Origin of the sequence: Streptomyces sp. NPDC057616 (assembly GCF_042800575.1) — a bacterium.
Taxonomy (GTDB): domain Bacteria; phylum Actinomycetota; class Actinomycetes; order Streptomycetales; family Streptomycetaceae; genus Streptomyces.
Genome location: NZ_JBHVGU010000012.1, coordinates 160,790 through 184,744 on the forward strand (window position 1 = coordinate 160,790; position 23,955 = coordinate 184,744).

The following is a 23,955-nucleotide window of genomic DNA, read 5'->3' on the forward strand; positions in this document are numbered from 1 at the left end:
TTGCGCAGGCGAAAGAGGGGGAAAGTCAGGAGATGCCGGGCGTGCTGTGCTGTCAGCTCGCCGGACAGATGGCGCTGGACATGCGGCCGAGGTCGACGTGCCGCCGACTCACCAAGGCAATTCCAGTTCCAGGCATGACGGAAGCGTGGCACGGCAATCTGGACACAGTCCAGCTTCGTCCACGATGCGGACATCCTTGTCCCGGAATGTGGGACAGGGGTGTCCTCGATCACATTGGCTGCGGCCGGTCTTGTCCGCGCAGGTCAGACCGGGTAGGCGCCGGCCCACGGGCCGGGTGCGGGCACCTCGCGCTGCTCCTCGACCTTGGTGTCGAACAGCGCGAAGCCCCGGCGCCGGTAGTTGTCCATGGCGTGCTCGCCGTCCAGGCTGCAGGTGTGCACCCAGACCCGCTTGGTCTGCGGCCGCCCGGGCCAGCGCTCGGCGAGGTCCCAGGCGCGGGCGGTGCCGTAGGAGAGCAGATGCCCGCCGATGCGGCGGCCCCGGAAGGCGGGGATCAGCCCGAAGTAGGCGATCTCCACGACCCCGTCGTCCTGCGCGTCGAGCTCGATGTAGCCCGCCGGCGTGCCCCGGTCGTAGGCCACCCAGGTCTCCGTGCCCGGCCGGTCCAGCTGCTCCTGCCACCGGGCGTACGTCCAGCCCAGCCGGTCGATCCAGCGGATGTCGCCGCCGACGGACGCGTACAGGAAGCGGCTGAACTCGGGGGAGGGGACCTCGGAGCGGACGATCCGCACGTCCCCCTCCGGCGCGGCGGCCGGCAGGAGGTCGGCCGGGGCGGTCTGCTCCAGGGACCAGGTGGTCACGGGGATGTTGGTCATGCCCGCCAGGGAATCATCTACCCGAGAGATCTGTCGATCGAGGCCAGCGGCAGCGCGTAGAGCATCCGGCCCGACTGCGACCAGACGTCCCCGGTGTCCTGTGCGTACGACAGCGACCCGGCCCGGCCGGTCCAGCAGTGGTTCGACTCGTCCGCACCGCACACGGTGGCCCGCGCCTTGCGCGTGTTCTGCCGCCACAGGGTGCCGCGGCCGTCCGGGCTGTCCGCCGAGCCCGCCAGGTACCAGTCCGAGTGCAGGGACAGCACACCGCCGACACCGGTCGTCCGCGTCTCGTACGCCTGGACCGGCTCCGCGCGTCCCGCGGCGTCGGTGGCCAGCAGGCCCGCGCGTGCCGGGTCGCCGCTGAAGGCGTAGCGCCACAGCCGGGTGGTGCGGTCGCCGTCCGCCGGCACCCGCTCGCTCGCGACCAGGCTGTCGGGCGCGGTGCTGCGGTCCAGCGAGATCGCCGCCGGGCCCGCGGTCCGCCCGGCGAGCCGGTACGAACCCACCGCCGGCAGCACGTACTTCGCGCCGTGCGCCGACCAGCCGCCGCGCACCCGGCCGACCGCGCCGCTGTCGACGGTGGCCCGCTGGATGCGGTGCAGGTCGTACACGTACAGGCCGTCGGCCACGGTGACCAGCAGCTTGCCCTGGTACCAGACCATGCCGGAGACGCGGGAGGCGAGCCCGCGGTAGTCGCGGCCGCCGTCGACCGGAACGGCGAGCGTGGCCCAGGTGTAGGTCAGCCGGCCCGGGTCGGTGGCGTCGACGAAGGCGACCCGGGCGTGGCCCGTCCGGCCGCTGCCGTGGCTCCAGCCGGAGAGGATCACCCGGTGCTCGCCCCAGTGGCCGTCGTCGTCCGCGTCCCCGGAGGTGGTGACCGCGCCGGCCCGCCAGCCGCGTGTGTCGGCGGCGTCCCAGCAGTAGGCGCGGGCGGCCGCCGGCGTGACGGGCAGCGCCGCGCGCGCGGCGGGCGGGCAGTCGGCCGTGTCGAGCAGGGAGTGGTCGGCGTCGCCGAGGACGGTGGTGACGCCGACGGGCCGGCCCATCGCGGAGGCGAGCCGGTCGAGCGTGCTGCGCGGCACCGCGCGCTCCTGGAGCCGCAGCCCGGCGGACGTCCGGTCGGAGGAGGAGAGTGCCTTCAGTGCCCCGGTCCTGTCACTCACCGTGGCCTGTGAGGCACTGATCATCGTGGCGGCGGCGGTGAGGGCGAGGGCGGTTCCGGCCAGCAGGGCGCGCAGCGCTCTTCCCCGCTTCTGCCTGCGATGTCGGCCACGTTGCTTCATACGTCCTCCCGAGGCGGGCCAACTGCGGCCATTGGTCTGTGTGTTGACCAAAGGAGCAGGTGGGGCGGCCCGTAGAGGGATGCTACGGCAGTCCGGTGCGGCGGGGGACGAAGAACCTGCAAATATGCGGAAGATGACCCCGCCGGGGTCACACAGGGGCGCATCCTGGTGACGCAGCGTGCGCGGTCGGCGCCGCGGCCGGCGTCCGCGCTCAGGGGGTCCCGGCCGACTCCCGCAGATGCCGCACCGTCGGCGCCGTGGACTGCGGCAGCAGGTCACGCGGGTCGGCCGGCAGGAGCAGCTCCACCTCCGCGCTCTCGGCGAAGCGGTAGGGCCGGTGCTCCAGCAACCCGCCCAGATAGCGCCGCACTCGGGACATCTCGGCGCGCACCGTCACCCGCCGCGCCGGGTCCCCGAACACCTCTTCGGCCAGGAAGGCCGCACTGCACCCGTCGCGGTTCAGCGCGAGCAGATACAGCAACTCGGCGTGCCGGGGACTCAGTTCGTGGGTCCAGGAACCCGCGCTTCCGGACACCGTCACCGGGCGGCGGCGCGGCTGCGACAGGTCCAGCACGATCCGGGTGGCGCCGTCCGGCAGTGGCTCGTCCGAGGCCCTGACCAGCCACCCCTCGGCCAGCGGCTCCACCGTGCACAGCCCGAGCGGGGGCAGCCACCGGCGACCCGCCGACAGGGACTTGGGCAGGGTGATCCGGCCGGTGTACGGCATCCCGGTCACCGCCGCGGTCCAGCCGTCCCGGTCCACCGCCAGCGCCCGGCCGCCCACCCGCGCCAGCATCGGCGCGGCCACCGCGCGCAGCCGCTCCAGCGAGGCCAGGTGCAGCTCGCGCAGCCGCGCCTCGGCGAGCTTGGCCACCGAGTCGACCCAGGCGAGGGTCGCCGGATGCATCGTCTCCAGCGGCCCGCTGACGTCCACCACGCCCAGCAGCCGGCCGTCGCGCGGGTCCGTGATCGGCGCGCCCGTGCAGGTCCAGGTGGTCATGGAGCGGACGAAGTGCTCGGAGGCGAAGACCTGCACGGGCCGGCGCACCACCGCGGGGGTGCCGATCCCGTTCGTGCCGACGACGTCCTCCCGCCAGTCCGCGCCGAGTTCGAAGCCCAGCCCGTCCGCCTTGCGCAGCACGGCCGAACTGCCCTCCCGCCACAGCACCCGGCCGTCCTCGTCGGTGACGACCATGATGTGGTGGGCGACGTCCGCGACCGACAGCAGCCCCTCGCGCAGCACGGGCAGGACGTGCCGCAGCACCGTCGTCTCCCGGCGCCGCCGCACCTCGTCGGTGGAGAGCAGCCCGGCGCGGTGGTCGCGTTCGGGATCGATGCCGCCGCGCAGCATCCGCCCCCAGGACTGCTCGATCACCGGGCGCGGGGCGACCGGAGTGCGCTGCCCCGAGAGCCTGGCGGAGCGGAGCTCGCTCAGTACCCGCGCCGCCCGTGCCGTGTCGACCATGGCGAGCTGCGTCACGTCCGTCGGCGGATGCGCCACTGGTCCTCCCGCAAGAAGTGCCCGGGACAACCGAACCCCCGCGCCGTTTCGGCGACGGATTCCCCAGTCGTCCGCACTGTCGGTCTCATAGTGCCGTCCGGTGCTGACGGACGGAGACAGTCCAGCCACACACAGCAGCAAGTTGCAACCCCTTGCAACCCTGGTGAACCGCTCCCAGGTTGTTTGAATATTGAGCGACGCCGTCCCGAGCGGCGTTCATGGCCTTGATGGGGCCAGCTCGAGCGGGGGTGGTGCCGTGTCGGCGCAGCACCACCCCCGCGTCCCGCGGCGACCCCTCAGGACAGCGGGCGGGCACGCTCCACGACCGACGCCAGGTCCAGGGTGGCGGGCAGGGTGCCGAAGGCCGAGCCGGCGTCGCCGCCCAGTCGGGCGGCGCAGAAGGCGTCGGCCACCTGAGGCGGCGCGAACCTGACGAGCAGCGAGCCCTGGAGCACCAGCGCGATCCGCTCCGTCAGCCGCCGGGCACGCCCCTCGACGCCCTCCAGGTCCGCCAGGTCCGTCAGCAGGTTCTTGATCGCGGCGTCCAGCCGGTGGTCGGCGCCGCGCGCCCTGCCGACCTCCTGGAGATAGGCGTTGAGGGCCTGCGGCTCGCGCTGCAGCGCGCGCAGCACGTCCAGCGCCTGGACGTTGCCCGCGCCCTCCCAGACCGAGTTCAGCGGCGACTCGCGCACCAGCCGGGGCAGCCCCGACTCCTCGACGTAGCCGTTGCCGCCCAGGCACTCGGCGGCCTCGACCGCCACCGGGGCGCACCGCTTGGTCACCCAGTACTTGGTGGCCGGTACGGCGATCCGCAGCAGCGCCCGCTCCTGCTCGCCGCCGTCGTCGTAGGCGGCGGCCAGGCGCAGCGCGAGGGTGGTGGCCGCCTCGGACTCCAGCGCGAGGTCGGCCAGGACGTTGCGCATCAGCGGCTGGTCGACCAGCTTCGCGCCGAACGCCGCCCGGTGGGTGCAGTGGTGCACGGCCTGCGCGACCGCCTGCCGCATCAGGCCGGCCGAGCCCAGCACGCAGTCCAGTCGGGTGGCCGCCACCATGCCGATGATGGTGCGCACCCCGCGCCCCTCCTCGCCGACCCGGCGCGCCCAGGTGCCGTCGAACTCGACCTCTGCGGAGGCGTTGGAGCGGTTGCCGAGCTTGTCCTTGAGCCGCTGGAGCAGGAAGACGTTGTGCGAGCCGTCGTCCAGAACGCGCGGTACGAGGAAGCAGGTGAGCCCGCCGGGAGCCTGCGCGAGCACCAGGAACCCGTCCGACATGGGGGCCGAGCAGAACCACTTGTGACCGGTCAGCTCGTACGTCCCGTCCTCGTCGAGCGGCCGTGCGGCCGTCGTATTGGCGCGTACGTCGCTGCCGCCCTGCTTCTCGGTCATGCCCATCCCGAACAGGGCCCCGGCCTTGAGGCGGGCGGGCCGCAGTTCGCGGTCGTAGACCACGGAGGTCAGCCGCGGCTCCCACTCGGCGGCGAGCGCCGGGTCCGTGCGCAGGGCGGGCACGGCGGCGTGGGTCATCGACAGGGGGCAGAGGTTGCCGGCCTCGACCTGCGTCCAGACCACGAACGCGGCGGCCCGGCGCACATGGCCGCCGGGCCGGTTCCACGCCGAGGTCAGGCCCGCGGAGACGCCCTTGCCGAGCAGCCGGTGCCAGGCGGGATGGAAGTCGACCTCGTCGACGCGGTGGCCCCGGCGGTCGTGCGTGCGCAGCCGGGGCGGGTTCTCGTTGGCCTGGGTGCCCCATTCCTGCAGCTGCCGGGAGCCCGAGGCCCGCCCCAGGGCGGCCAGTTCCTCGCGTCCCTCGTCGAGCGGCTCGGGGTCCAGGTGCCGCTCGACCGCTTCGGTCAGGGCACGGTCGGCGCTGTAGACGTCGTAGCCGACCAGGGGCGGGGGCTGGTTGGTCACGGTGTGGGTGCGGCGTGCCATGCGGCGAAAGTACCCCGGCCTCCGCCTCCGGCACACCGGGGACACGGGGTGCCGCGTCCGCGGTGCCGTCCGGGGGCCGCCGCCCCCGGACCCCCACCGTACGGATCAGGCCAGCCTGGCCATGGCCGGTTCCGGTTCGATCGCGTCCGCCGGCCAGCCCTCCCGGTACACCGTGTCCAGATAGCGCTCGCCGAGGTCCGGGGCGATCGCCACCGACGTCAGGCCCTGCCGGCCGTGCTCGGCCAGCCACTGGCCGGCGCCGCTGATCACCGTGCCGGTCGAACCGCCGAACATGAAGCCCCGCGCGGCCAGCCGGCGGCAGGCCAGGATGGCGTCGCTCTCCTCGACGCGGACCAGGTCGTCCACGTACGACTCGTCGAGCAGCCGCGGCGGCACGCTGGTGCCGAGGCCGGGGATCATCCGGCGGCCCGGAGCCCCGCCGAAGCTCACCGAGCCGACGCTGTCGATCGCGACGATGCGCACCCGGCGCCGCCACTGCCAGAACCAGCGGGCGCAGCCCATCAGGGTCCCGGTCGTGCCCGCCCCGACGAACAGCACGTCCAGGTCGGGGAAGCGCCGGGCGATGGCCGGAGCGGTGGTGCGGTAGTGCGCCCTCCAGTTGCCCTGGTTGGTGTACTGGTTGAGCCAGATGTACCGCTCGTCGGAGGCGCACAGGGCGTCGACGTACGCCATCCGCGCCCCGAGGAAGCCGCCGCGCACGTCCGGTTCCTCGATGACGTGGACCTGGGTGCCGAGCGACTCCATCAGCCGGATCGTCGGCTTGTTGCAGCGCGCGTCGGTCACGCACAGAAACCGGTAGCCCCGGCTCGCCGCGATCACGCTGAGCGCCACGCCGAGGTTGCCGGACGAGGACTCCACCAGGACCGAGCCCGGCCGCAGCCGCCCCTCGCGCTCGGCGGCGTTCACCATCTCCGTCGCCGCCTTGAGCTTGATGGATCCGGCGAAGTTGAAGCCCTCGCACTTCAGGTACAGAGGCAGCCCCAGTGCGGCCCGCAGGTCGACGTAGAGCTCCTCCTCGTTGAACTGAACAGGATCAGAAATGACGGGCATGATGCCCCCCTCCTCATGCGCCACGGGCCGGTCAGCCATGCCGGCGCAGCTCGTGGAAGAACCCGTCGACGACGTGCAGCCCGCCCCCGCGGGCCACTTCGTCGTGGACGAACTTGCCGACCGCGAGGTCGAGCACCCCCAGACCGAACGGGGAGAACACCACCGTCCGGTCACCCGGGACGGACGCCCGCCCGGTCAGTACGTCGTTCAGCGTGCCGTCGAGGAACTCCCGCCCGCCCGTGAGCTGTTCGGCCAGGTGCGGCGAGGTCTCCGCCTTCAGGCAGTGCTCGACGTCGTCGACGTAGTTGGCCGACGCGAGCAGGATCCTCGGGTCCAGGTCGCGCAGGGACACGTGCAGCACCAGCGGGTGGTGCGCGAACCACGCCGGATCGTGGATGTACGGCGCGGCCGCGACCGTGGCGAACACCAGCAGGTCGCTGGAGCGGACCAGGCTCTCGGCGTCGTCGTGCACCCTGAACCGCCCCTTGGCGCCCGTGCGTTCCAGGTAGCCGGTGAATCCCGCCGCGCTGTCGGGCGACAGGTCGTACACCCCCGTCTCCTCGAACTCCCAGCCGGTGGCGGCCAGATGGGTGTGGATGTAGCGGGCGATCAGGCCGGTCCCGACGAAGCCGACGCGGGCCGGCCGGGTGCGGGTGCGGCTGAGCCGGTCGGCGGCCAGCGCCGCCGAGGAGGCGGTGCGCGTGGCGCTGATGACCGAGCTCTCCAGACAGGCGAACGGGTAGCCCGTGTCGGGGTCGTTGAGGATCAGCACGGCCGATGCCCGCGGCAGCCCGGACCTCGTGTTCTCCGGGAAGCTGGAGATCCACTTCAGCCCGTCCACCCGCAGCGGGCCGCCGAGCGAGGCCGGCAGTGCGATGATCCGCGACGAGGGACGGTCCGGGAAACGCAGGAAGTACGACGGTGGATTCACCGAGTCGCCCGCCCCGTGCAGCCGGTACACGGCCTCCACGAGCTCGCCGATCTCCGGTTCCCGGCCCTGCAGCACCCGCTGCACCTGCTCCCCGGAGATCACCGCGAACGGCGGTGCGCCCAGGGCGCTGCGGGCGGCACTGTCGGTGGTGGTCATGCGGTCGTCCTCACGTCGATGGTCGGAGCGCAGTCGGTCAGCCGCACCGGGTCGCCGAGCGCGGCCAGCACCTCGCGCGGCCCGTCGAAGGGCTCCCTGCTGTGCGAGGTGCGGATGTTGTCGACGAGCAGCAGGTCGCCGGAGTGCCACGGCTCGCGCAGGGTGTGGGCCTCGTAGACCTCGTTGATCTGGCGGACGATGTCCTCGTCGAGCGGATCGCCGCCCCCGAAACGGGTGTTGAAGGGCAGCCCGTCCGGTCCGTAGACGTCCACCAGGTACTCGCGCACCTCGGGGTCCATCGTCCACTCGTTGAGGAAGGCGATCTGGTTGAACCAGCAGCGGCGGCCGGTCACCGGGTGGTGCACCACGGCGCTGCGGTGCTGGCGGGTGCGCAGCGAGCCGTCGTCCTGCCAGGCGAACTCGATGGCGTTGGCCCGGCAGTAGCGCTCGATCTCGGCCCGGTCCTCGGTGCCGAACGCCTCGGCGGCCGACGCCCCGATCTCGTCGTTGTAGGTCCGGGTCAGCAGCCAGCCCTCCCGCTCGAACCGCTCGACCAGCCCGGCGGGCAGCGCCTCCAGCACCGTGGGCCCGTCGGCGACCGCGGTGGCCCCGCCCGCCTCCGGCGCCACCAGGCAGGCGAAGAGCAGCAGGCCCGGGAAGTCGAGGGCGTAGCTCAGCTCGTGGTGCATGCACATCTGCTGGTTGGGCGGCCACTTGGAGGAGGAGTACACGCCGTCGGAGTAGGAGCGGCGCGGCGCGAAGGGCTCCCGGTCGGCCATCAGCCGGCCGTCGGACAGGTGCCGGAACACCTCCTCCGTGACGCCGGGCCCGTCCAGGCCCAGCCCGCGGACGAGGAGGCTGCCGTGTTCGGCGACCGCGGCGCGCAGCGCGCCGCGGTGCTCGGCGGCCCAGGCGGCCACGTCGCCGTCGGGCTCGATCAGCAGCAGCGGCGGCCGGCCGGGGGCCGGCTCGATGTCGGGGAGGTAGGTCGGGGACGCGTGCGACATTGCACAGGTTCCTTTCAGTGGCGCTGATCCAGCAGCCCCGCCAGATCGGCGAGTACCGGGTGGCGGGTGACGTCCTTGAGGGTGATCGCGCGGTTCAGGGCGATCGCGAGCTTCACGGCGGACAGCGAGGTGCCGCCGCGGTCGAAGAAGTGGTCGAGGCGGCCGATCCGGGCGGCGTCGACGCCCAGCACCTCGGCCCAGGCAGCGGCCAGCCGCCGCTCGGCGGGGCTCACCGGAGCGTCGCAGCCGTCGGTCTCGAGCTCCTCGGCGAGCGCGGTCAGCGTCTTGCGGTCGATCTTGCCGTTGGCGGTCAGCGGCAGCCGCCGGCGCCGGTGCACGACCGCCGGGACCATGTACGCGGGCAGCGACGCGGCCAGCTTGTTGCGCACCTCGTCGGCGCCCACCGGCTCCTCACCGGTGCAGAACGCGGCCAGCTGCGCGCCCCGTACGACGACCACGGCGCCGTCCCGGACTCCGGGCACCCGCAGCAGCGCGTTCTCGATCTCGCCGATCTCGACACGGAAGCCGCGGATCTTCACCTGGCTGTCGCGGCGGCCGAGGAACTCCAGCTTCCCGTCGGGCAGCCAGCGCCCGTGGTCGCCGCTGCGGTACAGCCGCTCGCCGGGCCGGTGGGGGTCCTCGCCGAAGGCCGCGCGAGTGCGCTCGGGGTCGTTGATGTACCCGCGGCCGACGCAGACGCCGGAGAAGACGATCTCGCCGGGCGCGCCCAGCGGCACGGGCGCCAGGTCCTCGTCGACGACGTACACGCGTACGTTGGCGATCGGCGGCCCGAGCGGCACCCGCTCCTGGTCCGGCACCCGGTCCATGACCTCGTGGTTGGTGTCGTCCGACGTCTCGGTCAGGCCGTAGGCGTTGACCAGCCGGATGCCGGGCATGGCGTCGAACCAGCGCTGCACCAGCTCCTTCTTGACCGCCTCGCCGGTGACCGACACGCAGCGCAGGTCGGGCAGTTCGCGCGGCCGCTGCTCCAACTCGGCCAGCACGGCCTCCAGATACGACGGCACGATCTGCAGCACGTTCACCCGGCCCCGCACGACCGTGTCCACGAACCGCGGCACGTCGAGGATCGTCTCCTGGCCGATCAGGAGCGTCCGGCCGCCGACCAGGAGTGCCGAGACCAGCTGCCACAGGGAGATGTCGAAGCACTGCGGTGCGGTCTGCGCGACCGTCCGCCCGGCGCCGACCCCCAGGTCGTCGATCTTGGCGAGGACGTGGTTGAGGAAGCCGGCGTGCTCACACATCGCGCCCTTGGGTTCGCCGGTCGAGCCGGACGTGAAGTAGATGTAGGCGAGTTGACCGGCGGCGACGGGCACGTCCGGGTTGCCGTCGCCGTGCCCCTCGGTGTATGCGGTGTCCACGAACAGCCGGCGGACGGCCGGGTCGACGTGGCCGGCGCCGCCCTCCTCGGTGAGCACGAGCCCGCAGCCCGCCCGCCGGAGCGTGGTGGCGATGCGGTCCGCCGGGAAGTGCGGCTCCACGGGCAGATAGACGCCGCCCGCCTTCAGGACGCCGAGCACGGCGGCCGGCCAGTCCAGGTTGCGTTCCATCACGACCGCGACCACGTCCTCGGGCCGCAGGCCGCGGGCGAGCAGCGCCCGGGCGATGCGGTTGGCCCGGGAGTTGAGCTCCCGGTACGTCCACCGCCGCCCGTCCTGCTCGGCGGCCACCGCGTCCGGGTGGAGCAGCACCCGCTGTTCGAACAGCTGGTGCACCCGCCGGTCCGGCAGCTCCCGCACGGGGCCCGCCAACTCCGCCAGCTGGAAGCGGAGTTCCTCCTCGGAGAGCAGGCTGCGCCGGCCGGGGTCGGCGAGTGCGGCGAGGTGGTAGCCGGCGATGCGGGCCGCGGCCGCGGCGTCGAGCACGTCGGTGCGGTAGCGCAGGCGCAGCGTCCGGCCGCTGACGCGGACGTGCAGGGCGCCGTCGTCGGGTCCGGCCGCCACCTCGTCCCCGCCGGAGAGCGCGGTGAGCACCCTGGTGTGTGCGGCCGCCAGCGCGGCCGGTGTGCCGGACACGCCGTCCGGCAGCGGGACTTCGTACTCCGCGACGCCCACGACCGGGTCGAGCGTCCAGCGCGGAATGCTTTCCATCGGTGGTTCCCCCCTGTGTTTCCGTGCTGTTCCTGTCACCCGTGCCGCGGCGCGACCGCCGGGTTGCCGCCCCAGTACGCCCTCGGCGGCATCTCCTCGCCCTTCATCAGGAAGGAGTCGGGTGCGAGCACCGCGCCGTCGCCCATCGAGACGCCGTAGTGCACGAGTGATCCGGTGCCGAGCGTGCAGCCGGCGCCGATGGTGATGTGGTCGGACTTGAAGGTGCCGTCCTCCTGCGAGTGGGCCTGCACCTTGGTGTGGGCGGCGAGCGTGCAGTCGTCGCCGATCGCGGACAGTGTGCGGTCGGTGATGTAGCAGCCGTCGTCGAAGACCCGGCGCCCCATCCGCACGCCCAGCAGCCGCCAGACGAAGGCCTTGAACGGCGTCCCGTTGAACACCACGAGGTGGTGGTCGGGCACCTTCCACAGCCGCTCCACCCACCAGAAGTGCGGGTCGTAGATGGACCGCAGCTGCGGCTGCAGCGGCCGGAAGCGGGTGATCAGCCGCTCCACCAGCACGTAGTAGCCGGTGCTGACCGCGAGACCCACGACCAGGGACGCGCCGATCAGCGCACCGCCGGCGACGCCGCTCGCGGCGTACAGGTCGAAGGCGGCGAAGCCGAGCAGGCTCAGGGCGAACCAGTGCAGCCAGCGCACGAACAGGAACAGGCCCATCGAGCGCAGGTTGTAGCGGTTCTTGGCGGCCAGCCGGCGGTGCAGTTCGTCGCCCTCGCGCAGATGGTCGAAGCGGCTGTCGCGCTCCACCGAGCGCGGGATCTCGAAGGGCGGCGAGCCCAGCAGGCCCACGCCCTCGCGGACCTCGCCGTCCAGCGGGACCATCACCTTCGTCGCCAGCAGGACGTTCTCGCCGGTGCGGCCGCCGCTGGGATAGGCGATGTTGTTGCCGAGGAAGCTGTGCGCGCCGATCGCCGCGCGCGAGACGCGGAAGGACGTGCCGGAGAAGTCGGCGTTCACGATCGACAGCCCGTCGGCGACCATCGTGCCGCTGCCCACCGACACCAGGTAGGGCGTCTCGTGCTGGACCTCGGTGCCGAAGTTGGAGCCGGTCTGCTCCACGTGCGAGAGGTCGTAGCCGATGGAGCGCAGGTAGTGGACGATGTACGAGCTGTCGCCGCACAGCCACTTGAAGAACTTGATGTTGGTCATGCGGGCGACCGCGCGCTGCAGCGAGTAGTGGAAGCCGTGGAGCGGGTAGACCCGGTCCTCGCGCAGCATCGCGCCCAGCAGGCGCGGCAGCAGGGACACGGCGGCGAGGCCGAGGACCACGAAGCCCGCGTAGGCGGCCAGCGAGAAGCCGAGCACCTCGCCGTAGAAGGCGGCCGAGCCCAGGTCCTGGGAGGTCGGGTCGAGCAGCATGTGGAGGGCCGGAACCACCGTCAGCAGCAGGTAGGTCCCGCCCACCGCGACGGGGACGAGGACGACCAGCGTCTGCAGCAGACCGCCGAGGCCGTACACGGCGCGGCGCAGGGTGGAGACGCGGGCCGGGGGCACGCGGACGTAGTCGACGTCGGTGGGCTGGGCCGGGGAGCCGTGCCGGCGCTCGCCCGCCGGGACCGTCACACCGCCGTACAGGGCGGAGGAGTGGCCGAGCTGGGAGCCGTCCGCCATCGTCGTGCCGATGTCCACGACCGACTTCTCGCCGATGTACACGTCCCGCCCGAGCGTCACCCGGCCGGTGCGGATGCGGCCCGCGTGCGCCTGGTAGCACAGGACGAAGGAGTCCTTGCGGATCACCGAACCGGCGCCGACCGTCAGCAGGTCGGTGCAGACCGGCACCGTGTGGGTCAGGATGGTGACGCCCTTGCCGATCTTCGCGCCGAGCGCCCGCAGGTAGAGCACGTACAGCGGGCTGCCGGTGAACAGGATCAGCGGGTTGGCGTGCAGCAGCGCCTTGACGGTCCAGAAGCGGAAGTAGGCGAGGCTCCAGACGGGGAACTCCGTCTCCTTCCACCGGCCTACCAGCAGCCACTTGGCGGCGATCGGGAGCAGACAGGCCCCCGCGAACACCGAGGCGCCGAAGACGAGCGAGCGCACGTAGATGTCCACGACCCCGTCCACGGCGGAGATCCACTCGTAGCCCTGGCCCATGACGATCCCGGCGAGCAGGCAGTAGGCGGCGAAGACCAGGAACTGCAGGGTGCCGCACAGCAGATGGAGCGAGGTGCTGCCGGGCCGGTGGGCGGGCGCCTCCGGGACCGGGGCGGGCGCGGGGGCGGCCGCAACCGTGTCGAGGGCGGCGGCCAGGCGGCGGATCGTCGGATGGCCGTAGACGTCCTTCATCGACACGGAGGGCAGATCGGGGCGCTTGCGGACCCGGGCGCAGAAGTGGGCCATGGTCAGCGAGTTGGCGCCGAGATCGTCGAAGAAGTGGCTGTCGACCGGTATGTGCTCCTTGCGTACGACGCCGGCCAGAACCTCGGCGAGTACAGATTCGGTGGCGGTGTCTATTTTTTCCAGCACGTCCGCTCCTTACTGGTTTTGCAGTCTTTACGCGCTTTGCCGGTTACCCGGTTCCGTCGGTGACAGGCTTGTTGCACGCCGCCGGTGGGCGGTCGGGAGCGGGGCGCGGACGCCGCGATCGAGGACCGGCGGTCGGCCGTCCTCGAACATCCATGCGGTCATCGGCGAGCCGTCCGCCCGGGCGGCGCGCGGCACGGCCCGGCCCGCGAGGCTGCGGCGGGCCCGTGACGGTGTACGCGTCGAAGGGTGCGGAGCAGGCATGAGAATTCCCCCGATACAAATACGGTGGAACTCCGCCCGCTGTTCACGGGAAGCCGGAATTCCATACCATTGGGATTCGAGTTCAAAATGATGCGGAAGAGTACGGAGTGGCCGCGTGAAAATGGCGCAGGGCAGCACGGCGCGATCCGCACGGGTCCCATGCGGATCACGGGTAACGCGGCTGGATCGGGCCTTGGTCCTGGGCCCTCGATGTCCCCCGTGTCGTGTACGCCTGAGTCGTTCTCAGCAGCGCAACGAATGCAATGGAAATTCTTTCGGAGAGTTCATGAACGCTTCAAGGGCGTTTCAGCCATTGGCGCGTTCCGGTCGCTCCGGAGAGCTCGGAACCCGGCACGGTTTTTCGGTGTTCCGGTGTGTGACCGGGGATATTGCCGCGGTGGCGCCGCGGGGGCCGGGCATGGTGAGGCCGAGAAGATGGAACAAACCGGCCAACGAGGACATGACAGAAGAATGGGACGGAACCGCCCGCCCGGTTTCCGGTCCGTTGCCGCCCCGTTTCCCTCCGCGCGCCCCGACGGGCGGCGGGCCAGGGGGTGAGTGCAGGGGGCAACGGCGGATACCTTTAGGGCGTGCAGCCAGCAAGTGAATCCCCTCAGGGCCCTTCAGGGCGTCTCCATCGGGCGCGTGCCCTCTACCGGAACGTCTCGAAGCGAAGGACCGCCTGGCTGCTGCTCAAGGACACCGTCAACTCCTGCATGGAGTACCGCATCCTCGGCCTCGCGGCCGAGGCCGCCTTCTTCACCCTGCTGTCCGTGCCGCCGCTGCTGCTCAGCATGATCGGCCTGCTCGGCTACGTCGACGACTGGACCGGCGCCGACACCATCGCCAGCCTGGAGAACAACCTCCTGGAGGCGTCCCGGACCGTCCTGTCCGGCCGGGGCGTCTCGGAGATCGCCCAGCCGATCCTGCACGACGTGATGAAGGGCGGCAGACCCGACGTCATCTCCATCGGCTTCCTCTTCGCCCTGTGGTCCGGCTCCCGCGCCGTGAACGTCTTCATCGACACCATCACGGTGATGTACGGCCTCGACGGCGTGCGCGGCATCGTCAAGACCCGCCTGCTGTCCTTCGCGCTCTTCATCGTCGCCCTGCTGATCGGCTCGGTCGCGCTGCCGCTGATGGTGGCCGGCCCGGACGCGGTGGTGAACGTCGTGCCGTGGTCGACGACCGTCGTCCAGGTGCTGTACTGGCCCGTCGTCATCGTCCTGTCGATCGTCTTCCTGACCACGCTGTACCACGTCTCGGTGCCCGTCCGCTCCCCGTGGATCGAGGACGTGCCGGGCGCGCTGGTCGCCCTGGCCATGTGGGTGCTCGGCAGCTTCCTGCTGCGCATCTACCTCACCAGCACGGTCGAGGGCCCGACCATCTACGGCTCGCTGGCCGCGCCCGTCGCCGTGCTGCTGTGGATCGGTGTGTCCGCCTTCGCCGTCCTCGTCGGGGCCGCGGTCAACGCCGCGATCGACCGGGTCTGGCCGGCCGCCGCGACCGCCGCGGCCCGCGCCGCCAACGAGCGGGTGCGCGAGGCGCAGCTGGCCGAGCACGTGGCCCGCGCCGCCGCGGGCGTGGAACCCGATCCCGACGACCCGGACATGCCCTCCGAGTTCCCCGAGCGCTGGTCGCGCTTCCTGCCGCCGGAGGACGTGACGTCCCGCCTGCGCACCCATGTGAAGAGCACCCACCCGCCCCACCACCACAAGCCGGACACGCCCTAGGGCTTGTCGGGCGCCCCCGTCGAGCCTGCCGCGAAGGCCCCGAATGCCCGGCTCACGCCGTCCACGTGCCCGCCGCCGCGGCCTCCCGTACGAAGTCGGAGAAGTCGCGCGGTGCGCGGCCCAGTACCTCGCGGACTCCGTCGGTGAGGCGGGCGTTGCGGCCGTCGAGCAGCCCCTCGAAGACCTCGACCAGGAACTCCGCCTCCTCGGGCGGCACCCCGAACCCGGTCAGCGCCTCGCCGTAGGCGCGCGCCGGGACCGGTGTGTAGGTCAGCCTGGTGCGGGTCGCCGCGGAGATCTCCGCGACCGCCTCCCGGAAGGACAGCAGGCGCGGCCCGGTGATCTCCACCGTGCGCCCCACGTACCGGTCCCCGGAGACCAGCGCGGCCGCGACCACGTCGGCGATGTCCCGTACGTCGACGAACGGCTCCCGCACCTCGCCCGCCGGGAACACCAGCTCACCGCGGCGCAGCCCGTCGAGCAGCGGCCCCTCGCTGAAGTTCTGCGCGAACCAGGCGGCCCGTACCACGGTCCAGTCCGCGCCCGACGTCCTCAGCGCCTCCTCGGCCGCCCCCGCCTGCTCCTCGCCGCGCGCCGAGAGCAGCACCAGCCGCCGCACCCCGAGACCGGCCGCCTGCCGGGCCAGGGCCCCGACGCCCTCCGCCGCCGCGGCGGCGCCCACGTCGGACGGATACACGAGATACGCCGCGTCGGCGCCCCGCAGGGACCGCGTCCAGGTCGCCGGGTCCTCCCAGTCGAACCCCTGGGCCCGCGAGGCGGGCCGCACGGTGAGGCCGGCGGCCCGCGCGGCCCTCGCCACCCTGCTCCCGGTACGCCCCGAGGCACCGGTCACCACAACCGTCATGTCCTGTGTGTGCGTTGCGTCGTCTGCCATGCCTCAAGTCAACGGAGCGTGCGCCCCGGCACCCCATGGCTGAACGGCTCATTCCCATGCGCGGCCGTCTACGCTGACCGCATGGACGCTCTCGCAGGCCTCCTCGAAGGCCCCCGCGCGCGGGGCGCCTTCATGATCCGCGCCTGCTTCGATCCGCCGTGGTCCGTGCGCATCGAGGACCGGGCACCCCTCACCGTCATGCTGATGGTCCGCGGCGAGGCATGGGTCGTGCCGGACACCGCCGAACGCGTGCTGCTGCGGCCCGGCGACCTCGCCATCGCCCGCGGCCCGGACCCCTACACCTGCGCCGACGACCCGGACACACCGCCGCAGGCGCTGATCCTGCCGGGCGCCGAGTGCAGCTACCCCGACGGGCGGTCGCTGAACGGCTCCATGGACCTGGGCGTGCGCACCTGGGGCGACCGGCTCGACGGCTCCGCGGTGATGCTGATCGGCACCTACCTGTGGCAGGGCGAGGTCGGCGGGCGCCTGCTGGACGCCCTGCCGCCGCTGCTGACCCTCACCTCCGAGGTGTGGGACTGCTCGCTCACGCCGTTCCTCATGGAGGAGATCGTGCGCGACGAACCGGGCCAGGAGGTGGTCCTCGACCGGCTGCTCGACCTGCTGGTCATCGCCGCGCTCCGGGCCTGGTTCTCCCGCCCGGAGGCCGCCGCCCCGGCCTGGTACCAGGCGCTCGCGGACCCCGTCGTGGGCCGCGTGCTGCGCCTGCTCCAGGACGACCCCGCCCACCCCTGGACGGTGGCCTCCCTGGCCACCAAGGCCGGGGTGTCCCGCGCCGCCCTCGCCCGCCGCTTCACCGAGCTCGTCGGCGAGCCCCCGATGACGTACCTGACCGGCTGGCGGCTCGCCCTGGCCGCGGACGCGCTCCGCGACACCGGCGACACCCTGGAGGCGATCGCCCGGCGGGTCGGTTACGGCAGCGCCTTCGCCCTGTCCAGCGCGTTCAAGCGGGTCTACGGCGTGAGCCCGCAGGAGCACCGGGGCCGGGTGGGGGAGACCGCGCCGTAGGCTGACAGACGTGTACGAGGAGAGGCCGTCCCGGCTGCCCGGAGCGGTCGTCTGGCGCAACACCCCGGCCGAGGCCGGCGTGGGGCGGGTGCTGCCCGACGGCTGCATGGACCTGCTCTGGCACGAGGACCGGCTGCTGGTCGCGGGCCCCGACACCCGCGCCTACGTCACCGACGGCGCCCCCGGCGTGTGGACCGGCGTGCGCTTCGGCCCCGGAACCGCCCCCGCCCTCCTGGGCGTGCCCGCGCACGAACTGCGCGACCGGCGCGTGGCACTCGCCGACCTGTGGCCGGCCGCGGAGGTCCGCCGCCTCACCGCCCGTATGCACGCGGCCGCCGCAGCGGCGAGCGGGCTCGACGAACTGGCCCTGCGGCTGGCGGCCGGCGCCCCGCCCCCCGACCCGCTCCTGGGGCACCTGGTGACCGCCCTCGACGCGGGCCGCCCGGTCGCGGACACCGCCGCGGAACTCGGCCTCGGGGCACGCCAGTTGCACCGCCGCTCGCTGGCCGCCTTCGGCTACGGCCCCAAGACGCTGGCCCGCGTGCTGCGGCTGCAGCGGGCGCTGCGGCTGGCCCGGCGGGGCGTCCCGTTCGCGGAGACGGCGGCCCGGACCGGCTTCGCCGACCAGGCCCATCTGTCCCGGGACGTCAAGGAGTTGGCGGGCGTACCGCTGCGCCGGCTACTGGGGTAGCGGCGCGAACAGGTCGACGCCGTTGCCGTCCGGGTCGTGCACGACCGCGTACCGCTGGCCCCAGAAGGCGTCCCAGGGCTTCAGCTCCCCGTGCTGTCCCGCTCCGGCCAGTTCCTCGTACGTGGCGTCCACCTCCGCCGGGCTGTCGCACCGGAAGGCCAGCGCGGTCCGGTATCCGCCGGTGGGCGGCCGCCACGCGGCGTGGAAGGAGCGGACCGTGTCCTCGGTGTCGAGCAACAGGCGCATCCCGCCCGGCAGTTCGGCCTCGGAGTGCGGCTCGTTCTCGGCGCCCTCGGGGAACGGCAGGCCGAGCCGGCGGTAGAAGGTGACGGAGGCCGCCATGTCCGAGACGACCAGCCCGACGGCATCGATTCGTGGAGTCATGCGGCCACCCTAGGCAGCGCCACGGCGGCCGGTCTTGAAGGAAACGGACATCGTCCGCCCGGTTCACCCGAAGGTCACCGGCCCCCGGGGCGTCTCCACCGTGAACGACAGCCCGACCGGCCCCTCGGCCACCAGCAGTTCGGCCCCGACGGCCGCCAGCAGGGGCCGCAGCTCGTCCGGGTCCGGGGCGGTGGCGGACAGCCGCACCAGGGGAGTGACGGGCAGGCCGGTGGCGGTCGGGTGGACCGACATCCCCCAGTCGATGAGGAACGGCACCAGGCCCGAGGGGTGCTGGGTGTCGCCGTCGGTCAGCCGCCACTCCAGCAGGGTGCCGTCGGGCCGGCGGCGGCTCATCGGGCGCACGTCGCCCGGGTCGTAGCCCCGGGAGCGCGCCGTGGCCACCGCCGCGTCGAGGTCGGGCGGGCTGATGGCCCAGGTCACCGTCCGCGCGCGGTCCACCTCGTCGACGTCGAACGGGCGCGGCCCGTCCGGCTCCGACTGCTCCGGGTCCGGCCCGATGATCTCCAGATAACTCGAACCGCCCAGCGACACCAGGAAGTTGCGCGTGCCCCGCCCGACATGCGCACCGCCGGGCGCGGGGGCCACACCGGTGCGGCGCGTGAAGTCGGCGACGGTCGCCGCCAGATCGGGGGTTGCGAGGACGAGGTGGTCGAGGTGTGAGGGGATCGCGTTCATCGGAGTCGAGGCTACGCAGCCCCGCCCCCGCGATGGAACACCTGTGCGGCGGCGGTGCGTCGCATACGGCAGGATGGGGGCGTGATCCGTTGCCTGCGCGCCTTGCCGCTCCTTCTGTTGCTGCCGGTGCTGCTGGCCAGTGGCTGCGGTACCGAGAGGGCCGGCGGGGACAACGGAGCCGGCGGCGGCTCGGCCGCAGCCGCCGATCCGGCCCAACTCGAGTCCCGCGCAAGGGCGCTGGGCATCGCCCCGGAACTCGTCTACGTCACCGAGTCGCCCGGATACACCCTCGCGCAGCAGTCCGTGGGCGTGTCCGGGGACGACGGCTTCTCGGCCGTGTACTGGTCGCGGAAGACCAACACGCAGATCGAGATCCGGGTGGACCGCGGCACGCTGACCGCCGCCACCTGCCCGCGGCAACCCGTCGGCGGCGCCCCGCAGGGACGGACCAGGTGCACGCGCGAGGGCGACGCCTGGTACCGCAGCGCCGGGCGGCAGCACGGATACGCGCGGCCCGGGAAGGGTTACGTCATCTGGCTCACCGGCGCCGGCGTCCCCCGCGCCACCCTCCACAAGGCGCTCCTCGCTGTGCACCACCCCAACGCCACCGAACTCGCCGACCTCCTCCCCCCGGCCCCCACCTCCACCCCCACCACCCCGATACGCCGCGGCGACCTCCCCCCGAACGGCGACGGAGCCCCGAACAACGCCGCACCGAGCGAGGGCGGTTGACGGAGCCGGCAGCGTTTCAAGGGCGCGGGGAACGGCACGACCAGCCACAACGCACCGGCAGTCGACGCACCACCGCCCGCCCCCCACCCCGCCCCGGCCAACGCTCAGCGCACGCGCCCCGTACTCGCACGTTCCACCAGCCGCGTGGACAGCTCCGTCCGCGTGCTCTCCGGCCGGTCCCCCTCCATCATCCGGACCAGCTGGTGCAGCGCCGTCGCCGCCATCTCCGACAGGGGCTGGCGGATCGTGGTCAGCGTGGGGGAGAGCCAGCGGGACTCCGGCAGATCGTCGAAGCCGACCACGCTGACGTCGTGCGGGACCCTGAGGCCGCGTTCGGCCAGGGCCTGGTAGACGCCCAGGGCCATATGGTCCGAGCAGACGAAGACCGCCGTCGGCGGCTCGCGCAGGTCCAGCAGGTCGAGCATGCGCCGGTGCGCGACACTCTCGTCGAAGCCGGCGTGGCGGACGTACTCCGGGCGGTGGCGGACGCCCGCCGACGCGAGCGCCGACCGGTAGCCGGCCACCCGCGCGCTGCTGCACATCTTGCGCTGGTGGCCGGCGATGACGGCGACGCGTTCGTGGCCGAGGGAGAGCAGGTGCTCGGTCGCCGTGACCCCGCCCTGCCAGTTGGCGGCGCCGACCGACACCACACCCTGCGGCGGTTCGAGGACCGGGTCGATCAGCACGTACGGGATGCGGTGCTGGTCCAGCCAGGCGTACTGCGAGGCCGTCAACTCGGCCAAATTGAACAGCACTCCGGACGATCCGCGCGCGATCAGCTTGTCCAGCCAGCCGCGTTCCGGCCGGGCGCCCCGGGTGCGGGTGAGCCCCGCCGAGACGACCACCTCCAGGCCCGCGCCGTGCGCCGCCGCCTCGACGCCCTGGAGCACCGCCCCCGACCACGAGCTCTCCAGGGAGTGCACGACCAGGTCGACCAGTCCCGGCACCTTCGCCGCGTCGAAGCGCGGCCTGCGGACGTAGCCGAGCCGGTCCAGTGCCTCGGTGACGCGGCGGCGGGTCTCCGGCGCCACGTCCTGCCGGCCGTTGACCACCTTGGAGGCGGTCGGCACCGACACCCCGGCCTCGCGGGCGACGACGGCCAGTGTCGGCCCGGCCGCCATGCCCGCGCTTCCCGTGCGGACCATCGGGACCACCTCTCCGGCCCGCCCGAGGGCCATGAAAAGTTTCGACCGGCGCGGAAGCAGTAAGCGCTTCCTACCCTAGGGAGACCGGCGCACGACGGGAAGAGCCCGGACTTCTCAGGTCGGCGGCCCCGACCTTTCGAAACTTCGAACGGACCGACGCGGCGGACGGCACGCCGGGACGGCGTACGCACAGTAGCCAAGGGCCCCCCGAAGCGGAACGCACAGTAGCCGCGTCCCCCGGTCGGCGGCCGAAACGCGCTCTGCACCGGAATACCGCGCCGTCCTGTGGTGCTCTGTTGTGCACGGTGCGGCAGCGCGTGAGGAAGCTGGTGGTCGTATGACGGCGGCAGTCCCTGCAGACCCCGTGGTGAACACGCCGTACGGAGCCGTCCGGGGCCGCTACGAGCACGGGATCGCCGTGTTCCGCGGTGTCCCGTACGCCGCTCCGCCCTTCGGACCCCGGCGGTTCAGGCCGCCCGAGCCGCCCGAGCCCTGGGACGGTGTGCGCGACGCGGGGTCCTTCGGGCCGACGGCGCCCAAGCCGCCGTACTCCGAGTCCTTCGCCACATACCTGTCGGACCCGGTCGTGCCCGGTGACGACTGCCTCAACCTCAACGTGTGGACGCCGGAGCCGGGCCCCGGCGCCCGGCTCCCGGTTCTGGTGTGGCTGCACGGCGGCGCCCTGACCAGGGGCTCCTCCGCCGTTCCGGTGTACGACGGGCGGGCCTTCGCCCGGGACGGCGTGGTCCTGGTCTCGGTGAACTACCGGCTGGGCGTGGAGGGCTACGGCCTCTTCCCGGACGCGCCCGCCAACCCCGGTCTGCGCGACCAGCTGGCCGCCCTGGAGTGGGTGCACGCGTCGATCGCGGCCTTCGGCGGCGACCCGGACCGGATCACCCTCGCCGGCCAGTCGGCGGGGGCGATCAGCACGGGGGCCCTGCTGGCGGCCCCGCAGGCGCAGGGGCTGATACGCCGGGCGGTCCTGCAGAGCGGGCCGCCCGAGGCGTTCGAACGGGACAAGGTGCGCCGGATGGTGCGCCGGATGGCGACCCGGCTGAAGATCCCCGCGACCGCCGCGGCCTTCGCCGAGGTCGACCGCGACCTGCTGCTGCGCACCCAGGGCGAGGTGGGCAAGCTCAGCAGCCCCGTGCTGGGCGGCCCCTCCTTCGGCATCGTCGTCGACGGCGACCTCGTGCCCCGCGACCCCCTGGAGGCCCTCGTCGAGGGCGACGCGGCCCGCGGCGTCGACCTGATGATGGGCTGGACCAGCGAGGAGTACCGCCTCTGGCTGGTCCCCGGCGGCCTGCTGGAACGCGTCGACCGGCTGGGCGCCGTGGCCCTCGCGGGCGCGATGGCCCGCTGCCACTGCGGCACGGAGGTGCCGCGCGGCTACCGCACCCTGCACCCGGACGCCGGCACCGCCGAGATCGTCGGGCAGATGGTCACCGACCATCTGCTGCGCGTTCCGCTGCACCGGCTGGCCGACGCCCGCACCGGCTCCTCGTACGTCTACGAGTTCGCCTGGCCCTCCAACCTCCCCGGCCTGGGCGCCTGCCACGCCCTGGAACTCGGCTTCGTCTTCGACACCGGGGACCTGCCGGAGTCGCGCAAGCTGGCCGGCGAGGGCGGTCCGGACGAACTCGCCCGGGCGATGCACGCCGCGTGGGTCCGGTTCGCCGCGGAGGGGAACCCCGGCTGGCAGTCCTGGGACGCGACGCATCCCGTCCGGGTCTTCGACGCGGGCCTGCCGCGCGTCGCGCACGGACCGCGGGACGCCGAGTTCGCCCTGTGGAGCGCCGACCCCCAGCCCGCGCCGGAGACCGTGCGCGTGCCGGTGCCCCCGCTCGCCGCGTCCCTGCGCGGCACGGAGCTGCGGTCGGTCGTACGACGACTGCGGCTGCCCGGCTCGGTCCGCCGGCAGTGACCACGGCACCCCGGGACGCCTGAGACACCCGAGACGCCCAAGGCACTCGGGGCCGGCCGGTCAGGCCGTGTCCGGCACCTGCGGATGCTCGCCCGGAGGCGTCCGGACCCCGCTCAGCCCCGTAGCGCCCTCGCGATGCCCGCGACCGCCTCCGGTCCCACCCGGCAGCACCCGCCGATCAGCCGGGCGCCGGACTCCCGCCAGCCCGTGACCTCGTCCGGGGCGAAGGACACCCGCCCGTCCCAGGCGCGGGCCGCGGCGTCCCAGGACTCGCCGCTGTTGGGATAGACCACGACGGGCCTGCCCGTCACGCGTACGGCGGTCTCGACCGCGCCGGTGACGTCCTCGGGGGCGCAGCAGTTGACGCCGACCGCGATGATCTCGTCGGCCTCGGCGGCGAGCGCGAAGGCCTCCTCCAGCGGCTGCCCGGCACGAGTGCGGTCACCTGCGACGGAGTACGACAGCCAGGCCGGCACGCCGAGCCCCCGCACCGCCCGCAGCAGCGCCGCCGCCTCGTCGGCGTCCGGCACCGTCTCCAGCGCCAGCACATCGGGACGGGCCGCGGCGAGCACCTCCAGGCGCGGCCGGTGGAACCGCTCCAGCTCGTCGATGCCCAGGCCGTACCGCCCCCGGTACTCGGACCCGTCCGCGAGCATCGCCCCGTACGGCCCGGCGGACGCCGCCACCCACAGCGGCCGCCCGATCCCCCCGGCCCGGGCCCGCCGCGCCGCCTCGCGCCCCAACTCCACGCTGAGGGTGAGGAGTTCGACGGCCCTGTCCTGGCCGATGCCCCGCTTGGCGAAGCCCTCGAAGGTGGCCTGGTAGCTCGAGGTGATCGCCACGTCGGCGCCCGCCTCGTAGTAGGCGAGGTGCGCCTCGACGATCGCCTCCGGCCGATCCGCGAGCAGCCGCGCCGACCACAGCTCGTCGCTCAGGTCGTGCCCGGCGGACTCCAGCTGGTTGGCCAGACCGCCGTCCAGGACGACGGTCCCGGCCGCCAGGGCCGCGGCAAGGCTGTCCGTGCTGGTCATGCCATCGACGGTAGCCGAACCGTGGAGCACACGCGGAGCCGGGCAGAAAGCGCTATCTCCTTGTCCCGCCGGACCCGTTGACCTCGTCGCGCCGCACCTCTACCTTTTCGGCGTTCGTAATGACAGA

The 23,955-nt window shown here is 73.1% G+C and carries 20 protein-coding genes; 5 read left to right on the top strand and 15 right to left on the bottom strand.

Translation table 11 applies throughout. The features are described 5' to 3' along the window. Window positions 1–52 precede the first annotated feature (52 nt). The 10 genes from ACFU97_RS17370 to ACFU97_RS17415 form a co-directional block, all read right to left on the bottom strand. The gene (locus ACFU97_RS17370; RefSeq protein ID WP_310739661.1) at window positions 53–136 is read right to left on the bottom strand and encodes a putative leader peptide; all 84 of its coding nucleotides are present in this window, start codon (window positions 134–136) and stop codon (window positions 53–55) included. A 127-nt stretch (window positions 137–263) separates the two neighbouring features. After that, window positions 264–836: a GNAT family N-acetyltransferase gene (locus tag ACFU97_RS17375; RefSeq protein ID WP_384256870.1), complete on the bottom strand. Its 573-nt coding sequence runs from the start codon at window positions 834–836 to the stop codon at window positions 264–266. A gap of 17 nt (window positions 837–853) precedes the next feature. Continuing rightward, window positions 854–2,122, bottom strand: coding sequence for a hypothetical protein (locus ACFU97_RS17380; protein ID WP_384256873.1), 1,269 nt, complete (start codon window positions 2,120–2,122; stop codon window positions 854–856). 211 nt (window positions 2,123–2,333) lie between these two features. Then, on the bottom strand, window positions 2,334–3,623 hold the full coding sequence (locus ACFU97_RS17385) for a GAF domain-containing protein (protein ID WP_384256875.1): 1,290 nt from the start codon (window positions 3,621–3,623) through the stop codon (window positions 2,334–2,336). Between the two features lie 296 nt (window positions 3,624–3,919). After that, window positions 3,920–5,554 carry an acyl-CoA dehydrogenase family protein gene (locus ACFU97_RS17390; protein WP_384256877.1) on the bottom strand — a complete coding sequence of 545 codons (1,635 nt, stop codon included), beginning with the start codon at window positions 5,552–5,554 and terminating at the stop codon, window positions 3,920–3,922. A gap of 105 nt (window positions 5,555–5,659) precedes the next feature. Further along, window positions 5,660–6,625, bottom strand: coding sequence for a 2,3-diaminopropionate biosynthesis protein SbnA (sbnA, locus tag ACFU97_RS17395; protein ID WP_384256879.1), 966 nt, complete (start codon window positions 6,623–6,625; stop codon window positions 5,660–5,662). A 31-nt stretch (window positions 6,626–6,656) separates the two neighbouring features. Beyond that, on the bottom strand, window positions 6,657–7,712 hold the full coding sequence (gene sbnB, locus ACFU97_RS17400) for a 2,3-diaminopropionate biosynthesis protein SbnB (protein ID WP_384256882.1): 1,056 nt from the start codon (window positions 7,710–7,712) through the stop codon (window positions 6,657–6,659). Next, window positions 7,709–8,719, bottom strand: a complete 1,011-nt coding sequence (locus ACFU97_RS17405) for a TauD/TfdA family dioxygenase (RefSeq protein ID WP_384256884.1) — start codon at window positions 8,717–8,719, stop codon at window positions 7,709–7,711. The genes sbnB and ACFU97_RS17405 overlap by 4 nt, the downstream gene beginning before the upstream one ends. A gap of 14 nt (window positions 8,720–8,733) precedes the next feature. Beyond that, on the bottom strand, window positions 8,734–10,827 hold the full coding sequence (locus ACFU97_RS17410; RefSeq protein ID WP_384256887.1) for an amino acid adenylation domain-containing protein: 2,094 nt from the start codon (window positions 10,825–10,827) through the stop codon (window positions 8,734–8,736). Between the two features lie 35 nt (window positions 10,828–10,862). Then, window positions 10,863–13,307: a Pls/PosA family non-ribosomal peptide synthetase gene (locus ACFU97_RS17415; RefSeq protein ID WP_384256889.1), complete on the bottom strand. Its 2,445-nt coding sequence runs from the start codon at window positions 13,305–13,307 to the stop codon at window positions 10,863–10,865. 851 nt (window positions 13,308–14,158) lie between these two features. On the opposite strand from ACFU97_RS17415, the gene ACFU97_RS17420 reads away from it, so the two are divergent. Beyond that, the gene (locus tag ACFU97_RS17420) at window positions 14,159–15,301 is read left to right on the top strand and encodes a YihY/virulence factor BrkB family protein (RefSeq protein ID WP_384256893.1); all 1,143 of its coding nucleotides are present in this window, start codon (window positions 14,159–14,161) and stop codon (window positions 15,299–15,301) included. Window positions 15,302–15,353: 52 nt separating this feature from the next. On the opposite strand, the gene ACFU97_RS17425 is transcribed toward ACFU97_RS17420, so the two are convergent. After that, on the bottom strand, window positions 15,354–16,196 hold the full coding sequence (locus ACFU97_RS17425; protein WP_384256895.1) for an NAD(P)H-binding protein: 843 nt from the start codon (window positions 16,194–16,196) through the stop codon (window positions 15,354–15,356). 81 nt (window positions 16,197–16,277) lie between these two features. Here ACFU97_RS17425 and ACFU97_RS17430 point away from each other — a divergent pair, with 81 nt between their 5' ends. Further along, on the top strand, window positions 16,278–17,225 hold the full coding sequence (locus ACFU97_RS17430; RefSeq protein ID WP_384256897.1) for a cupin domain-containing protein: 948 nt from the start codon (window positions 16,278–16,280) through the stop codon (window positions 17,223–17,225). Window positions 17,226–17,235: 10 nt separating this feature from the next. Then, window positions 17,236–17,916 (top strand): helix-turn-helix domain-containing protein, encoded by a 681-nt coding sequence (locus tag ACFU97_RS17435; protein WP_384256899.1) that lies wholly within the window; start codon window positions 17,236–17,238, stop codon window positions 17,914–17,916. Here ACFU97_RS17435 and ACFU97_RS17440 read toward each other — a convergent pair. Both ACFU97_RS17440 and ACFU97_RS17445 read right to left on the bottom strand, forming a co-directional pair. Next, on the bottom strand, window positions 17,905–18,300 hold the full coding sequence (locus tag ACFU97_RS17440) for a VOC family protein (protein ID WP_384256902.1): 396 nt from the start codon (window positions 18,298–18,300) through the stop codon (window positions 17,905–17,907). The two genes, ACFU97_RS17435 and ACFU97_RS17440, sit on opposite strands and share 12 nt — an antisense overlap. A 63-nt stretch (window positions 18,301–18,363) precedes the next feature. Then, the gene (locus tag ACFU97_RS17445; RefSeq protein ID WP_384256904.1) at window positions 18,364–18,996 is read right to left on the bottom strand and encodes a VOC family protein; all 633 of its coding nucleotides are present in this window, start codon (window positions 18,994–18,996) and stop codon (window positions 18,364–18,366) included. 102 nt (window positions 18,997–19,098) lie between these two features. Here ACFU97_RS17445 and ACFU97_RS17450 point away from each other — a divergent pair, with 102 nt between their 5' ends. Then, window positions 19,099–19,728 carry a hypothetical protein gene (locus ACFU97_RS17450; protein WP_384256906.1) on the top strand — a complete coding sequence of 210 codons (630 nt, stop codon included), beginning with the start codon at window positions 19,099–19,101 and terminating at the stop codon, window positions 19,726–19,728. Window positions 19,729–19,832: 104 nt separating this feature from the next. Here ACFU97_RS17450 and ACFU97_RS17455 read toward each other — a convergent pair whose 3' ends face one another. Next, entirely contained in the window at window positions 19,833–20,873 is a 1,041-nt protein-coding gene (locus tag ACFU97_RS17455; RefSeq protein ID WP_384256908.1) for a LacI family DNA-binding transcriptional regulator, read from the bottom strand. Window positions 20,874–21,210: 337 nt separating this feature from the next. On the opposite strand from ACFU97_RS17455, the gene ACFU97_RS17460 reads away from it, so the two are divergent. After that, complete coding sequence (locus ACFU97_RS17460) at window positions 21,211–22,797, top strand: carboxylesterase/lipase family protein (protein ID WP_384256910.1); 1,587 nt, start codon at window positions 21,211–21,213, stop codon at window positions 22,795–22,797. A gap of 113 nt (window positions 22,798–22,910) precedes the next feature. Here ACFU97_RS17460 and mmuM read toward each other — a convergent pair whose 3' ends face one another. Further along, the gene (gene mmuM, locus ACFU97_RS17465) at window positions 22,911–23,828 is read right to left on the bottom strand and encodes a homocysteine S-methyltransferase (RefSeq protein WP_384256912.1); all 918 of its coding nucleotides are present in this window, start codon (window positions 23,826–23,828) and stop codon (window positions 22,911–22,913) included. Between the last annotated feature and the right edge of the window lie 127 nt (window positions 23,829–23,955).